The 15493-nt window shown below is 42.9% G+C and carries 11 protein-coding genes; 10 read left to right on the plus strand and 1 reads right to left on the minus strand.

Features of this window, described 5'->3' with window-relative positions:
• The first annotated feature begins 46 nt into the window (after positions 1 to 46).
• The 7 genes from rpoZ (at position 47) to ACQKCP_RS10075 (ending at position 10208) form a co-directional block, all read left to right on the plus strand.
• Positions 47 to 307, plus strand: coding sequence for a DNA-directed RNA polymerase subunit omega (rpoZ, locus tag ACQKCP_RS10045; RefSeq protein ID WP_057761396.1), 261 nt, complete (start codon positions 47 to 49; stop codon positions 305 to 307).
• Between the two features lie 339 nt (positions 308 to 646).
• On the plus strand, positions 647 to 2845 hold the full coding sequence (locus ACQKCP_RS10050) for a RelA/SpoT family protein (protein WP_057761397.1): 2199 nt from the start codon (positions 647 to 649) through the stop codon (positions 2843 to 2845).
• A 113-nt stretch (positions 2846 to 2958) separates the two neighbouring features.
• Positions 2959 to 3339: a RidA family protein gene (locus ACQKCP_RS10055; protein ID WP_057761400.1), complete on the plus strand. Its 381-nt coding sequence runs from the start codon at positions 2959 to 2961 to the stop codon at positions 3337 to 3339.
• A gap of 174 nt (positions 3340 to 3513) precedes the next feature.
• Positions 3514 to 5802 (plus strand): primosomal protein N', encoded by a 2289-nt coding sequence (locus tag ACQKCP_RS10060; protein ID WP_427612226.1) that lies wholly within the window; start codon positions 3514 to 3516, stop codon positions 5800 to 5802.
• Positions 5803 to 6036: 234 nt separating this feature from the next.
• The gene (locus ACQKCP_RS10065) at positions 6037 to 7218 is read left to right on the plus strand and encodes a cation diffusion facilitator family transporter (RefSeq protein ID WP_427612227.1); all 1182 of its coding nucleotides are present in this window, start codon (positions 6037 to 6039) and stop codon (positions 7216 to 7218) included.
• Positions 7219 to 7525: 307 nt separating this feature from the next.
• The gene (locus ACQKCP_RS10070; protein WP_102091894.1) at positions 7526 to 8230 is read left to right on the plus strand and encodes a hypothetical protein; all 705 of its coding nucleotides are present in this window, start codon (positions 7526 to 7528) and stop codon (positions 8228 to 8230) included.
• 91 nt (positions 8231 to 8321) lie between these two features.
• Positions 8322 to 10208, plus strand: coding sequence for a monovalent cation:proton antiporter-2 (CPA2) family protein (locus ACQKCP_RS10075; RefSeq protein ID WP_057761405.1), 1887 nt, complete (start codon positions 8322 to 8324; stop codon positions 10206 to 10208).
• 58 nt (positions 10209 to 10266) lie between these two features.
• Here ACQKCP_RS10075 and ACQKCP_RS10080 read toward each other — a convergent pair whose 3' ends face one another.
• The gene (locus ACQKCP_RS10080) at positions 10267 to 11196 is read right to left on the minus strand and encodes a DUF2628 domain-containing protein (RefSeq protein WP_427612228.1); all 930 of its coding nucleotides are present in this window, start codon (positions 11194 to 11196) and stop codon (positions 10267 to 10269) included.
• 201 nt (positions 11197 to 11397) lie between these two features.
• Here ACQKCP_RS10080 and trmB point away from each other — a divergent pair, with 201 nt between their 5' ends.
• From trmB to ACQKCP_RS10095, 3 genes are all read left to right on the plus strand, one after another.
• Positions 11398 to 12237, plus strand: coding sequence for a tRNA (guanosine(46)-N7)-methyltransferase TrmB (trmB, locus tag ACQKCP_RS10085; protein WP_427612229.1), 840 nt, complete (start codon positions 11398 to 11400; stop codon positions 12235 to 12237).
• Between the two features lie 1056 nt (positions 12238 to 13293).
• The gene (recA, locus tag ACQKCP_RS10090) at positions 13294 to 14346 is read left to right on the plus strand and encodes a recombinase RecA (RefSeq protein ID WP_427612230.1); all 1053 of its coding nucleotides are present in this window, start codon (positions 13294 to 13296) and stop codon (positions 14344 to 14346) included.
• A 40-nt stretch (positions 14347 to 14386) separates the two neighbouring features.
• On the plus strand, positions 14387 to 15478 hold the full coding sequence (locus ACQKCP_RS10095) for a regulatory protein RecX (protein ID WP_427612231.1): 1092 nt from the start codon (positions 14387 to 14389) through the stop codon (positions 15476 to 15478).
• The last annotated feature ends 15 nt before the right edge of the window (positions 15479 to 15493 follow it).

The following is a 15493-nucleotide window of genomic DNA, read 5'->3' on the forward strand; positions in this document are numbered from 1 at the left end:
GGCGGGCAAGGTCCGTTACTAATAAAAACAACCGAGGTAGCTATTTATGGCACGAGTGACGATTGAAGATTGTTTGGATAATGTTGATAATCGCTTTGAGCTAATTTTGGTCGCAAGCAAACGCGCCCGTCAATTGGCCAAAGGTATTGCCGAGCCGTTGGTTGACGTTGATAACGACAAGCCTACAGTATTGGCACTACGTGAAATTGCCGCTGGCAAAATCACACGCGATATCCTAAATCAGCCAGAGCATAATTTTGCTACTAGCTCATTAGATTTAGCATTGTCAGGCGACCACAGCTTCTAATAAGCTGTTTTGATAAGATGTATTTTATAAAGCCAATCGTGTTTTTATAAATTAAATACACATCTTGATCAACTATAGAGACCACAGCATAGGCTGTGGTTTTTTGGTTGTAATAATAATGTATTGGCTATTTTGGTCACCATTTATCCCTAAAATAGACCACTGAGTGAAATTTTTTCATCGCCCACACGCTTATCAGTTGACATTGAAAGCGATTTGCGATTAATTAGAGAATGGCGTACTCATCCTTAAGTTTTGTATGGTAGGTCATTATTTAGCCTCCATTTGCTTCGGTAAGTGGCCCAACAAGTAGGTCATGGAAAATAGGATCATCATTTTATGAGTCAAACCCTACCCAAACTCAGTCATCACCTCGTCGATGATGCTCAATATAACTTACTACGTTCGGTAGGTTATCTCACTGCTGCTGAGCGCCGTGATATTGTTGATGCTTGTGAGTTCGGAGATATTGCGCACATTAAAGACAAGCGCAAATCAGGGGAACCTTATATCACGCATCCAATCGCTGTCGCTGAGATACTAGCGGGTTTTCGCTTAGATCGAGATACCATCATTGCAGCAATCCTGCATGATACGGTCGAAGATACCGAGGTTAGCGATGAGCAAATCAAGCAGCGTTATGGCGAAATTGTATCAAGACTGGTCGATGGTGTGACCAAGCTAAAATCATCTTCACATAACAAGCAGCAAAATAAAGCGGCCACCTTTCATAAAATTCTGACCGCCACCCTCGCCGACCCGCGTGTACTCATTATCAAGCTTGCTGACCGTCTACATAATATGTCTACGCTTGACGCGGTACGTCCTGAGAAGCAGCGCACCACAGCTCAAGAAACCTTGGATTTTTATGTGCCATTTGCCCGATTAATGGGTCTGAATGATATTGCTGACTATATCGAAGTATTGTGTTATCGCAATTTAGACTCTGATATGTACAACAAGTTGTCTGATAAACTGCTACAGCATGGGCTTGGACGTAACTTTCAAAGAGAGTCCATTCATCGTTATTTGAGTATCGTGCTAAATAACTTGGATCTTAATGGTCTGGTCAAAGTCTTAGACAATCGCGTGGTCATATATCGTCAGTTTTTCCGCAATCGCGGTGAGATTAATGCGCTACTGCGTCACTACGCGTTTGAAATCGTCCTCGACAATATCGAAGCCTGCGACAAGCTCGCCTATTACTTAATCAAAAAATATCAGATTGATGATACCCATATTGCGGATAATATTCGTCGTCCGCTGCCAGGTGGTAACCAGTCCCTCACCCTCATCTATGAGCGTGACAATGACGTGGTAAAAGTCACTATATTGACCAAGCAAATGCAGAGCGCTGCAAGACTTGGTGTCATCGGGGCAGAGCATGCATCTGATGTGAGTCAATCGGTCATCCAAGCATCATTGCGCAACATGAAAGATTTGGTTGATGAAGACAATCTGAATGAAAATAGTCCTGATTTCTCAGCGGCAGTCTCTACTATTAATGAGCTGATGGATTACCTGCATTCTAGTAAAATCATTTGTTACAGTCCTCAAGGGCGTGCTTACGAGCTTCCGCAAGGTGCAACCGCGCTAGATTTTGCCTACGCGGTCGGTCCTATGATTGGTAACGTTGCCGTTGGTGCAAATATCGATGGCAAAGCTGCAAAACTTGGCACTGTGGTAAAAAACGGACAATCCGTTGAGATAGAAGTAAACAGTCATTCAGAACCAAAAGCGGAGTGGTTAGGATTTGTAGTGACTAACAAAGCTCGTGAAGAGATTTTACGTTGGTTTAAAGATTTATCTGTCGCTGACAAACAACATCATGGCAGGCAAGCATTAGATCGTGCACTCCGAACGCATCAGAAAAGTTTTGATGATTTGACAGATGCTGACTGGAAAGACCTGACTGAATGGCGCGGCCTAACTGAAAAAGATGCGTTATTTGAACAAATAAGCTCAGGTACGCTACTTCCTCAGCTAGTCGTGACACGTTTATTTAGCGATGAGCTGAGCGACCTACAGGCAAAAGTACATAGCGATGACATGACCCAGCCGCAACAGCTGATTGCAAATGCTGCTGGCGTTGAGCTTGATTTTGCCAATTGCTGTCATCCGATATATGGCGACCCTATCGTAGGGCATCTATCACGTCATGGTTTGGTCGTTCATCGTCATAAATGTTTCTCACTGGACGATATCCGTAAAGACAATCCTTATCAGGTGATCCAATTGCGTTGGCGCAATGACAATGCGGTCAAACAAGGCGACATCGGTGAGCATGACCTAAAGAACAGCGGCAAGATTCGTTTTCCTGCTTACTTAAAGCTCTCTATTGCGCTTAGTGACGAGCAAATCAGTGAAGTTATCTATCACTTACGCCAGCTCAATATGGGTGTGGAAACCGTTGATGTTCGCAATACGGATACCATCATTCATATCGTGGTACGTAGTCGCAACCACTTAGCACAGGGTATCCGTGAACTACGTTCGCTGCTAGGTTTCCCTAACATTATACGGTTATATCAATTATAATAAGCGCATTTGCTGATTTGCATCACTGCTATAGTCGTGATGCAAATAGCTAAAATAGAACTACTATTCTAGTAGCAATGAATCAATCACATAAAATATAAAAGGGACATCCCATGACTCGTCAAACCATCCAAACTGATAAAGCACCTGCAGCAGTCGGCACCTATTCTCAAGCTGTAAAAGTCGGCAATACTGTTTATATCTCAGGTCAGCTTGGTTTTGATCCTGACACGATGGAGCTAAGAGAAGGTTTTAAAGCACAAGCTGAGCAAGTATTTGAAAACATCAAAGCTATCTGTGAAGCAGCTGGTGGCAGTCTAAATGACGTGGTCAAATTCAATGTATCTTTGACGGATTTAAGTGATTTTGCTGTCTTGAACGAAGTGTTTGTCGCCAATCTAAGCGAGCCATACCCTGCCCGTGCTGCCGTCCAAGTAGCTGCTCTACCTAAAGGTGGCGTGGTAGAAATTGAGTCTATTCTTTATATCGAATAAGATGATATTTGATGCTTAATATTAGGTGCTCATTATTAAGCTTCATTATTAAGCGCTAATTTTAGCAACAGCCTATAAGTCATATCACCATAAGCTTAGCATCATGCTAAGCTTATTGGTCTCCGTTCTATTATTCTGATCTCATATTCACCTAATAAGACTGCGAAACCGTTTATGTTGGTACAAGTTGCTCTGCCCGTTCCCCTTTATCGGGTATTTGACTATAGCCTACCAGCTGATATGCTTGCTTTGCCAAACAGTGCGATACCGCAAATTGGCAGCCGTGTTGAGGTTTCGTTTGGTCGTCAGACTCTGATTGGCATTGTGATTGCTCATATTTCACAAGACGATAGCAACGTACCTGTTAATAAAATCAAACCCATCAATAAATGTCTAGATGCTGAGCCTATTTTGGACGCTGGCATGCTCAAGCTTGCTTACTGGTTGGCCCGCTATTACCACTATCCGCTTGGCGACGTGTTAGCAGTTATCCTGCCAAGCCTTGTCCGTCAAGGCAAACCATTAGACTTGCTGATTACCCATTGGCGAATTTTGCCTCATATCACTGATGATGATTTTCGAGCCAATGCTAAAAAACAAAAGCAGCAGTTCGACATGCTAAAGTTACATGGTCAGCATGGCGCAAGTGAAGATGTATTGCTACTAGAAGGGATGCAACGAGCCTTTTTAAAGACGCTAGAAGATAAAGGGTTAGTCGAACGCTATATTCAACCAAAACAAGCACCTGCTCCAGTTAAACTGGCAAAAATGCCACTTGATCTCAATGATGAGCAGAAACTTGCTGTCGACGCTATTATTGCTGCCCATGAGTCCGATACTTACACTGGTTTTCTGCTCAACGGTATTACTGGTAGTGGTAAAACCGAAGTTTATCTGCAAGCGATGCAAGCCGTACTAGAGGCTGGCAAACAAGTCCTTATTTTAGTGCCAGAGATTGGTCTCACACCGCAAACGCGGGCAAGATTTGCCAGTCGGTTTGCCGCCCATATTGTGCTATTACATTCTGGCATGACTAACACTCATCGCTTACAAGGTTGGCAAGACTGCCGCACGGGGCATGCACAAATCGTGATCGGTACACGTTCGGCTGTGCTATATCCTTTCGCAGACTTAGGCTTGATTGTCGTTGATGAGGCGCATGATGGCTCGTATAAGCAACAAGACACGTTACGTTATCATGCCGCTGATGTCGCTCTCTATCGAGGTTTGCAATACAAAATCCCAGTGATACTTGGTACTGCCACACCTTCTCTTGAGCATTTAAAACTGGTCGATGATGGCAAACTATCAGAATACCAACTGCTTACTCGTCCAGGTAATGCCAAGCCTGCAACCATGCAGCTGATCGATGCTCGCTTGCAAAGTACTCATCAACAAGCACAAGATGACGGTGCACGCTATGATACAGGTCTGACGGATGCCATGATCGGGGCGATACGGCAAACTCTAGAAGCTGGTGATCAGGTATTAATATTTTTGAATCGTCGTGGCTATGCGCCTGTTCTATTGTGCGAGGCTTGTGGCTGGCAAGCAGATTGTCCGCGCTGTGACGCTCACCTGACCGTTCACTATAATAGCCAATCCCAGCGAAACAGTTATTCAAGTAACTCTTACTTAAAATGCCATCATTGCGATTGGCAAGCCTATATCCCTACCGTATGCCCTGATTGTGGCAGTCAAAATCTGGATGCCAAAGGTATGGGAACGACAAGGCTCAGTGAAAATCTACATGCAATCTTTGCTAACCCTCAAACTAGCAAAGAGCTCTATCCGATTATTCAGATAGACCGTGATACCACAAGACGCAAAGACAGCTGGGGAAACATTTACGAGCAAATTAATAAAGGCAACCCTGCCATATTGGTCGGTACACAGATGGTTGCCAAAGGTCATCACTTCCCCAACGTTACATTGGTTTGCTTACCCAATGCCGATCGCGGATTTTTATCAGCAGACTTCCGCTCACCAGAACATACCGCACAGCTCATGATTCAGGTGGCTGGCCGTGCTGGTCGAGGTGACAAAGCTGGCCGCGTATTGATTCAAACGTTGCAGCCTGATAACGAATTACTATTAAAACTGGTCAAAGATGGCTACTTGTCATTTGCGCGCGAGCTACTGCAAGAGCGTCAAATGATGGGCTTACCTCCTTATCGACATGCTGCATTGATACGCTGTGAAGGCAAAACATTGGCAGCAACTACTCAAGCGCTCAAGGATGCTATTGCGCACTTGCCTAATGCCCATAACCTCGCTGTTCTCGGTCCTATTGATGCGCCCATGAGTAAAAAGAATAGCCGCTACCATGCACAGCTTTTGCTATTGGCTAAAGACCGTCGTCAATTGCACCATGTGTTGGGACAGTGGTGGCAGCCAGTGCTCGCCCTACCAAGCGCTAAATACCTTAAGCTCACTTTGGATATTGATCCTGTCGGTTGGTAACTCTCATCTAAAACTTAATACACGATAGCGTATTTTCCTGCTCCCCTTCTCATCACATTTACTTCGTCGTTACAGCTTCTCATGCTTGGCTATGTTAAATTTATAATTATCAAATGGTATGCGGTAAAGGCTCTACGCCTACTCTACTCATAGCAAGCATCACTTATTAGTAAACGTCACTTATCAGTAAACATCATCTATCGAACGCAACTATCAGCGAATTTGAGTATTATTATGAATCCAAATAATCCAAACTCTGACGAGCACAATCATAGCCAGCAGCATGATAATACGGATGTGCCTAAGTACGTGCGCGAAGATGAAGAAAATAACTACACTCAGAAAAACCAAGGCCATCACGATCATGATGAGCATCTAGAACAGACAACTACAGCACGAGATACCAAGGGCTATCAGCGTACCTTGCTGTTCAGCTTTATTATCATTACTGGTTATATGTTTATCGAAGCCATTGGTGGCTGGCTCACTGGTAGTTTGGCCTTGTTATCTGATGCAGGGCATATGCTAAGCGATGCGATAGCGCTCGGTGCCACTTTGGTCGCGTTTAAAATCGGCGAAAAAGCAGCTACTCACCAGAAAACCTTTGGTTACAAGCGCTTTGAGATATTAGTCGCTACAGTAAATGGCGCGACACTTGTCATAATCGCTTTGATGATTTTTTATGAAGCGATTAAACGCTTTAACTCACCGCCAGAAATTGCGACCCAAGGCATGCTTATCGTGGCGACTATCGGTATGCTGATCAATATTTTGGTCGCTTGGCTAATGCACCGAGGTAGTCAAGGTGACAAGTCACATGGCCATAATCATGGTACGGATGATGCCAAGGTCGCAGAGCAGAAACCTAATAATGAAGAACCCGTTAACCTCAATATGCAAAGCGCTTATTTACATGTATTGAGCGATTTATTAGGGTCAGTAGCTGCAATTGTCGCTGCGCTACTCATGATGGGGTTTGGTTGGGTATGGGCAGATGCAGTGGCATCAGTAATCGTTGCCGTACTTATTTTAATCAGTGGCTACCGCGTCGTACGTGATTCTGTGCATATATTGATGGAAGGAACGCCCGCCAATATATCGCTAGTCGATGTGGAGCAAAAATTACTCGAAGACGCTCAAGTACAAAAAGTACATGACCTACATGTTTGGAGTATTACTAGCGGTCTCAATGCACTCTCTTGTCACGTGGTGGTCGATGGTGAAATGAGTATCCATGAATCAAATATTCTAATTGCCAGTCTAGAACAAAGACTGCTAGAGCTTGGTATTCATCATGCTACTATTCAGGTCGAAAGCTCGTCTCACCCGCAGAATATTGCACATAGCGATGCATTGGTCTGTGATATTTCGGGACAGCTACCTGATGGTAATAGTCATATTGGTCATAACCATTAACGATAAATTATCAGCTAAGTGACTGAATAAAGAAGTCAGTAACTTGAAACACGTCCTAGAAAATACAAATATAGGCATCTGATACTGGCTCATACTAAAAGTTACATGGAATTAAAACTAGAATCTAGATCACATTAAAGCAGTCGTGACTTGCGACAATCTTTTATTTTATTCCATTCAAAAAAATTAAGTCCGAATCGGCTTATGTGGTTATAATAACTATTATAAAGTTTTGTTTAGCACCCCAGTTAATTTTTATAATCATACTTTTTGGTATTTTCACTCTATCTATTGATGATACAACACTATGTCTAGACGCTCAGCACCCTTTGTCGCCCCAGACTATATCGATGATCCTGCATCAAAAGATGGCAAAAAACACGCCAAAGTTTTGTTATCAACGCTGCAAGAAGACATTGCAAACTTTCGTAATGAACAGTTTCCACCTGATATTTTGCGCCAAATCCGTGATATGCCTATTTATGAAGGCAACTTAGCCGAAGTCCAAACCTATCAGCAACGTTGGCAAAATCTACTTGAGCGTGCAAAGGACTTTTATCCAGCGGCCAATATGCCACCTGACTATCTACCGCTCCCTGCCAGCCTTGAAATACCACAATTCATCTATCACGTTCAGCGTCTACATTTAACTAAGACACGCGCTAAAGAATCTAAAAGCTTTGGATCAGTAGGCGCCCTGACTGATAAATGTGGTCAATATACGGATGATGAAATTGAGCGCATGACAGCAGTGCTAGAAAATGACGAGGAAGCGCGACTGGTAGCGCACCGTGAATTTATCGATCTGCGTGCTTATGTTTTTTGTCGTGATAGTAAGGGCGAGATGCTAGAACCTGAGCGGGTACGCTTTTATCGTACTGGTCTGATTGTACATGCCCTGCCTGACTTTAAGATTGTAGATAGTCGCCAGACACCGCGCAAACGCCGCAACGATGCTTATAACAATCCGCTTGCAGACAATGGTGTGTGGAAAATTTATCGCAAAAAATAATAGATACTAGCGCGATATCGTTTTAGCCATACTGATTTTAGTCACGTTCATTTTATATTGTATATTTTATTCAAATTTTTAAGGAGCCCAAATGTTTGCTGCCGCCGCCGGCTCACCAAATCTCATGTTGCAAGCCACTATTTTTTTGGGAGCAGCATTGCTCTTTGTGCCTCTCGGTAAACGCTTCGGCATTGCAACGGTTTTAGGCTACCTCATCACTGGACTCATATTGGGCCCAAGTGGCTTGGATGTGGCAGGCGACGCTGAAAGTCTATTGCACTTTTCAGAGTTTGGCGTGGTCATGCTGCTGTTTATTATCGGGCTTGAGCTCCAGCCTTCGCGGCTCTGGGCATTGCGCCGCTCTATATTTGTATTGGGCGGTTTGCAGGTCGGTTTGACTGGTACGCTACTGATGTGGCTATTACATCAGTTTTTCTCCTTACAACTAGATACTGCCTTTATCGTTGGTTTTGGTTTAGCCCTGTCTTCTACTGCGTTTGTACTACAGATACTGACTGAAAAACAGCAGCTTTCAAGCACGCATGGTCGAGAAGCCTTCACTATCTTATTATTCCAAGATATTGCGGTCATTCCACTATTAGCAGTCATTCCGTTCTTATCAGGGGTGCGTGAACAAAGCTACGATTTGATTTATTTTGGTAAAGTATTTGCTGTCTTTGCCGGTCTGATTTTTGCCAGCCGTTATGTGGTTCGACCATTCTTTAAATTTGTGGCTTCCAGTGGTGCATCAGAACTACTGACAGCGGTCGCCCTATTTATCGTGATGGGCGTATCTATCTTGATGGGTCAAATCGGCCTATCAATGGCGTTGGGTGCATTTTTGACAGGTGTGTTGCTCGCTGATTCTGAGTATCGTCACGAACTAGAGGCCAGTATCGAACCTTTTAAAGGGTTGCTATTAGGTCTGTTCTTTATGTCAGTCGGTATGCTTACCGACGTCAAACTTATTTTGGCAGAACCCATCTTTATTATTGGCTGCGCCCTCGCATTGATGTTCATCAAGTTTGCAGTGATTGCAGGTATTGCCAAAGTATCGGGCAATCGCTGGCCGACCAGTATCAGATTGGGTGTAACCCTAGCCCAAGGTGGTGAGTTTGCCTTCGTCCTATTCAGTGTTGCCACTGCTCAAAACGTCTTGCGCCCCGAGCTTGCTAATACTCTCAATCTTGTGGTTACCATCTCGATGGCGCTAACACCTCTGGCATTCTTGTTATTAGAAAAAGTGGGTGAGCCGTTATTTGCCAAGAGTAAACCGAGTCGCGAATACGATACCATTCCCGATCATGAGCATCAGGTCATTATTGCAGGCTTTGGCCGCGTCGGACAGATTATTGGCCGTGTACTGCGCATGCATAATATCGAATTTACCGCTATCGAACGCTCTGCAAACCGAGTAGATTTTGTAAGAAAATTCGGTAACCAAGTCTATTATGGTGACCCAAAGAACCCTGAAATTCTACGAGCGGCAGGTATTCAAAAAGCGCGAGTGTTTATTCTTGCCATCGATGACTTAGAACGCTCTATCACTACCGCCCAGTATTTACGCAAAAATTATCCTGAACTGATTGTCTTAGCAAGAGCACGCGACCGTCAGCACTATTATCGTTTGCGTGAAGTTGGCGTGCGGCATATTTGGCGTGAGACTTATTTGTCGTCTTTGGACATGTCACGTGAATCACTACAGTTATTAGGTATCTCACCAGAAAAAGCGCGAGAAACAGTAAAAACATTCCGTGATTATGATGATGACTTGATCGAACGCCAACAAGCTATCTACGATGATGAAGCTAGCATGATTGAGTCCGCGCAATCATCAATGGCTGAGCTTGAAAGCTTGTTTGACGAAGATATTGGTAAAGCACGTAAAATGGATTTGACCGATTTTTATGAAGCGTTAAAGAGCCAAGCAACACCAGTTGAAGAAAAGGATGATACTGCAACGGACTCTAAGCATTAGCTCTAAGAATCAGCTCTCAACACTAGCAACACCTACAAGTACTCGTCAAATACAGCCCCTAATCAGCTATGCAGTTTTTAGGGGCTTGTTTTTTATTTAATGAGCTGGTGCAATCCCAGTTATCACTGTCTGGTATATGATAAAAGACCAGCATCTGCTCGTTTAAGTAGCGTATCGGAAACGTCACGTTCTGAATCGTTGCCACTACCGCACAGTCGGTTTCTGTTACGCCAGCAGCTTGAGTATCGACATGCATGCGTATTTGCTGCTGCTCGGTACTCAGAGGCAAATTTACTGGGCACTGCCCTGTCTGCTGATAAATCAACGCCACTCGATTTTGGGCATTCTTTGCAATATCATAAGCGTCAAACAACACTTCGTTTGCTTTTGGCTTGGCAATAATCGGTAAGAACTGCACCTTAATTACCAATAGCGAAAACGCAAAAAAACCAAACCCTAATGCCAGTCCGAATAAGCTAACGCCACCTTCTCTCTGCAGATGTGCCTTCTGTGCTGACTCATCTCGCGGATGATCATTTATCGCATCAGCGATCTCACGCCTTGCCATTCGGTAGTAATACGCATCCGTCCAACGTGCCACCATAAACGACCAAAACAGCCAAATAACAGCAGCAATACCAATACGTGTTGCCATCTGATAAGCATCTGGTACATAGGACATCGCTATAAATTCAAAGGCGACTAGCACCAGCGCGACATTAAGCTGGATAAAAGACCACCCTGCGACACTATAGACAATCGCATCCATATAGCGCTTGCGATATAGCAGCCAAGGAAAAGTGATAAAAAACGCAGCCCAATGCCATTTTGGCGACAGATAACCTTGCTGATCAAACTGCTCAAAGCGTTTGAGATAATAACGCTGGGTACGATTGCCTATGAACCACTTGTCTAACTGCTTACGTTTAGTAAGTGTTAACGACTCTTGATAAAATGGTGGCGGTGAATCGGTCTCGATAAATAACATGGCAACACGCTCTACTTACTGACTCTTAGAAAAAGCATTTAAAAGATACCATTATATGATAACGCCAAAACCCATGTGTAACATAGAGAAACCATAGCACTGACCAGCAAATACGCTAAAATAGGATTGTCCGTTCACAGTTGTATGGATTTAACTTATAATAAGCAAACATCACCCACCTAATTAAGCCTTACGAATCCTATGAGTCAACATTCTGATATCAATGACAACGTCAATAGTACCGATACTACTGATGAGCAAACCCTTAATAGCACAAGCGAGCCTATCGATATCGATAACAGCACCAACCAAGAGATAGAACCGACCTCTGACAAGCATATCCGCATCGTCAATACGTTTATGAAGCGCCGTACGCACATGAACAAAAACGCTGAGCTTGCACTAACTGCTCCAGAGTTTTCTGAGTATTTGGTCAATAACAGTTTTGGTGATGGCGATCTTACCGGTATTGATAACTTACGTACGTTATTCGCTGATAGCCCTAATGGCGCAGATGCACCGCTTACGGTAGAGATTGGTTTTGGCTTGGGTGATTCGTTTATTGAGATGGCGGCCGCTGACCCTACTCGTAATTTTGTCGGTGTAGAAGTGCATGAGCCTGGTATTGGTAAATGTGCGTATATGGCTGGCACCCAAGATTTGAGCAACGTAAAAATCATCAACGGTGATGCCATTCAATTGCTCAAGCAACTACCAGAAAACCATATCGACCGTATTCAGCTATACTTCCCTGATCCATGGCAAAAGAAGCGTCACTATAAGCGTCGTTTTGTCAGTCCTGAACGTATGACCATCGTTACGCGCAGCTTAAAACAAGGCGGCTGGTTCCATACAGCAACTGACTGGGAGCATTATGCATTTTGGATGGTTGAAGTATTGGATGGTTTCGCTGGATTGACCAACAAAGCAGGTACAGGTAATTTCACTGAGCGTCCTGACTTTCGTCCAATGACTAAGTTTGAGCGTCGTGGCCTCGATCGTGGGCATGGCGTCTGGGATTTGATCTATATCAAAGACTGATTAATACAGCTCTACTTTTAAGTGTTTTGACAAAGCGGCTATCTGATGTAGCCGCTTTTTTTTGGCCTTCTATAGGCTGTAGAAAATATCTCTAAAAATACTAGACATCCTATGCATAACTATGTCTACTGACATCTTAGATGTATATCTTGAGTCATACTCCTGACTTTTAATGCCTATAGTATGATTATGCATAAAAAAAGATAGATTTATAATTTGTGAAACATAGCGCTCATAGCGTTGTTTATAGATAAAATAGAACCTGTAAAGTGATTAGAAACGAAATATAGAATCCATTCCTAATACTAATAATCTACGTAAACTTATGTATTATAAGGCTTTACAGAGTTCTCCCCATAAGCTGTGGATAACCCTGTGCATAAGTCACTACTTGACAACTTTATAGCTAAGCAACTTAAAGGATAAGGTAAAATCGTTCATTTTTTGTACAATTTATAAAACCTTTAAAATCAGTTACTTATATTAAATTTTTACACATAAAAAATTATTTTAAATAATTTCTAAAATAATTTAATTCTTCATAATGTTTCACAATCAGTGAAAATAAGCTTTTTATCTGTTGTGGACAACTCCTAAATCTATTGACAAGCATAGTCATTATCAGGTTCAAAACAACAGCGACCTATCGCATCATTTCTGTAAATTTTAGCCTCATACCATACGACAGATAGTGTCGTCTAGCATCCCTCAACGCTCATTATAGTGCTTTGCTTTTGTTATAATTACCTTATCAAATCAACAGTGTTAAGAAGTTGAGTCAAGTAATTAGCATGCCAAGTCTGACTTAAAAACAACGATAACGACAGTATAGTACGGACTTATTTTTACTTCTCTCGCTATTTAATTTTACTGTATAGTAGAACGATACCTTCGATACTACTACCTATACCAGTCACGTGACAACCTATTTTTTATAAAACAGCCAAACAATAATTGTTGACCTCATAACAGTCAGTATGCGTTTACCAAAAGTTTTAACAGTACCAATATTTTATTTATAGCATCAACTTAACTACCGAAAACAAGGAATCCAATATGGACGACAATAAAGCCAAAGCCCTCAAAGCGGCATTAGGTCAAATCGAAAAGCAATTTGGTAAAAACACCATCATGCATCTAGGCGATGACTCGGCCATTATGGATGTCGATGTGGTCTCTACAGGCTCTCTAGGATTAGACATTGCGCTTGGCATTGGTGGTCTACCAAAAGGCCGTATCGTTGAAATTTACGGCCCAGAAAGCTCAGGTAAGACGACGATGACCCTGCAAGCTATTGCAGAATGTCAAAAGCAAGGTGGTACTTGTGCCTTTATCGATGCCGAGCATGCGCTTGACCCTGTTTATGCTCGCAAGCTTGGGGTAAACACTGATGACTTATTGCTCTCGCAGCCTGACAATGGCGAGCAAGCACTTGAAATTACCGATATGTTGGTACGCTCAGGCGCAATCGATATGATCGTGATTGACTCAGTAGCCGCCTTGACGCCACGTGCTGAGATTGAAGGCGAAATGGGCGACTCACACATGGGTCTACAAGCGCGTCTTATGAGCCAAGCCCTACGTAAAATCACTGGTAACGCCAAACGCTCTAACTGTATGGTAGTGTTTATTAACCAGATTCGTATGAAAATCGGTGTTATGTTCGGTAGCCCTGAGACTACGACTGGTGGTAACGCGCTGAAATTCTACGCCTCTGTACGTATGGATATTCGCCGTATTGGTGCGGTCAAAAACGGTGATGAAATCATCGGTAACCAGACCCGTGTTAAAGTTATCAAAAACAAAATGGCACCACCTTTCCGCCAAGCTGAGTTCGAAATCACTTACGGTGAAGGTACGAATCACTTAGCCGAAGTCATTGACTTAGGTGTAGAGATTGGAGCTGTTGGCAAAGCAGGATCTTGGTACAGCTATGGCGACGAAAAAATCGGTCAAGGTAAAGCCAACTCTGTGCTTTTCTTAAAAGAGAACCCTGCCATTGCACAAGAAATCGAAGACAAGATTCGTGACGAAAAGCTTGGTACAAAGAAAATTAGTAAAGCCGACGAAACTGAAGAAGCAGAACAGGCTTCTGAACCTGTACAATAATGGTTTAACGATTAACCGTTGTCAGTCACTATGATTCATTATGAAAATTAAAACCTTAGCTGAAATTCTAGCTGAGTCGGGTGCCGACTCAGCTAGTTCTGTTGATAATAAACCAAAAAAACCGTTCAAGAACTCTCATACGAAAGAGCCTAAAAAACGAGAGAAATCCAGTAAACGGACTACCCGTTCAAATAAAGATGATTCAGTCACGAATGACGCTACTATTGATACAGCGTTTTTCGAAGGCTCTTCTCCTAAATCAAAAAAGAACTCTAAATCTAAAAAACGTAAAAAGCGTTTTCATCCAGCGGCTAATTTTATCGCTGAGCCTAGTGACACCTCTACATATCAACCACCTGAAGCGCAAACCATCAAAGAGATGCTGGCAGAAGTCAAACTCGATATTCAGAATGACGAAATTAGTGATGGTTTGACAACTGGTACTAGTGATAGCACTGAGCCGCTATCCAAAAACTCAGAAAATGAAGCTGAGCTTTTTGCTATCAATGATAGTGAAACAGACAGCCAAAACGATAACATACCAGCCGCGCTCAAAGCCTACTTACGAACCCCTGAACAAAAACAAGCAGAAATCGATGCGATCAAAGCTGAAAGTCGATTGCGTTGGCTCGCATTTTATTATTTATCACGCCGTGAATACGGTAAGGCTGAGCTAAAGCAAAAGCTGATCGACAAAGAACAAGACCCAGAAAAAATTGACGCACTACTTGATGAGTTTGAAGAAAAAGGTTATCAAAGTGATTACCGCACTACCCTAATGCTGATACGTGAGAACATTCGTAAAGGCCGCGGACGTGGTCGGATCAAACAAGAATTCTATCGTAAGAAGATTGCTATGCCAGGTAACATCGATGAGCTAATCGATATGGCAAATATTGAGTCTGATGAATTTAGTGAGTTTGTAGATGATGATGCAGACAACCTAGTCGATGGTGTAGATTGGCTAAAACTAGCGGTGATAGCTCGTACCAAAAAATACGGTAATAAGATACCAGTTGAGCAAAAAGAAAAAGCTAAGCAGCTACGATTTTTGCAGTATAGAGGGTTTAATACCGATATCTGCTTTGCCGCACTTAACCATACTACAGAGTCGCTAGACGAAAGATTTTAAGGGCTTACTATCGCT

This window comes from Psychrobacter sp. NPDC078631, assembly GCF_050268165.1.
Lineage (GTDB): Bacteria > Pseudomonadota > Gammaproteobacteria > Pseudomonadales > Moraxellaceae > Psychrobacter.

Coding starts and splice junctions, on each gene's coding strand:
- rpoZ (WP_057761396.1), top strand. CDS start 47: ATGGCACGAGTGACGATTGAAGATTGTTTGGATAATGTTGATAATCGC.
- ACQKCP_RS10050 (WP_057761397.1), top strand. CDS start 647: ATGAGTCAAACCCTACCCAAACTCAGTCATCACCTCGTCGATGATGCT.
- ACQKCP_RS10055 (WP_057761400.1), top strand. CDS start 2,959: ATGACTCGTCAAACCATCCAAACTGATAAAGCACCTGCAGCAGTCGGC.
- ACQKCP_RS10060 (WP_427612226.1), top strand. CDS start 3,514: ATGTTGGTACAAGTTGCTCTGCCCGTTCCCCTTTATCGGGTATTTGAC.
- ACQKCP_RS10065 (WP_427612227.1), top strand. CDS start 6,037: ATGAATCCAAATAATCCAAACTCTGACGAGCACAATCATAGCCAGCAG.
- ACQKCP_RS10070 (WP_102091894.1), top strand. CDS start 7,526: ATGTCTAGACGCTCAGCACCCTTTGTCGCCCCAGACTATATCGATGAT.
- ACQKCP_RS10075 (WP_057761405.1), top strand. CDS start 8,322: ATGTTTGCTGCCGCCGCCGGCTCACCAAATCTCATGTTGCAAGCCACT.
- ACQKCP_RS10080 (WP_427612228.1), bottom strand. CDS start 11,196: ATGTTATTTATCGAGACCGATTCACCGCCACCATTTTATCAAGAGTCG.
- trmB (WP_427612229.1), top strand. CDS start 11,398: ATGAGTCAACATTCTGATATCAATGACAACGTCAATAGTACCGATACT.
- recA (WP_427612230.1), top strand. CDS start 13,294: ATGGACGACAATAAAGCCAAAGCCCTCAAAGCGGCATTAGGTCAAATC.
- ACQKCP_RS10095 (WP_427612231.1), top strand. CDS start 14,387: ATGAAAATTAAAACCTTAGCTGAAATTCTAGCTGAGTCGGGTGCCGAC.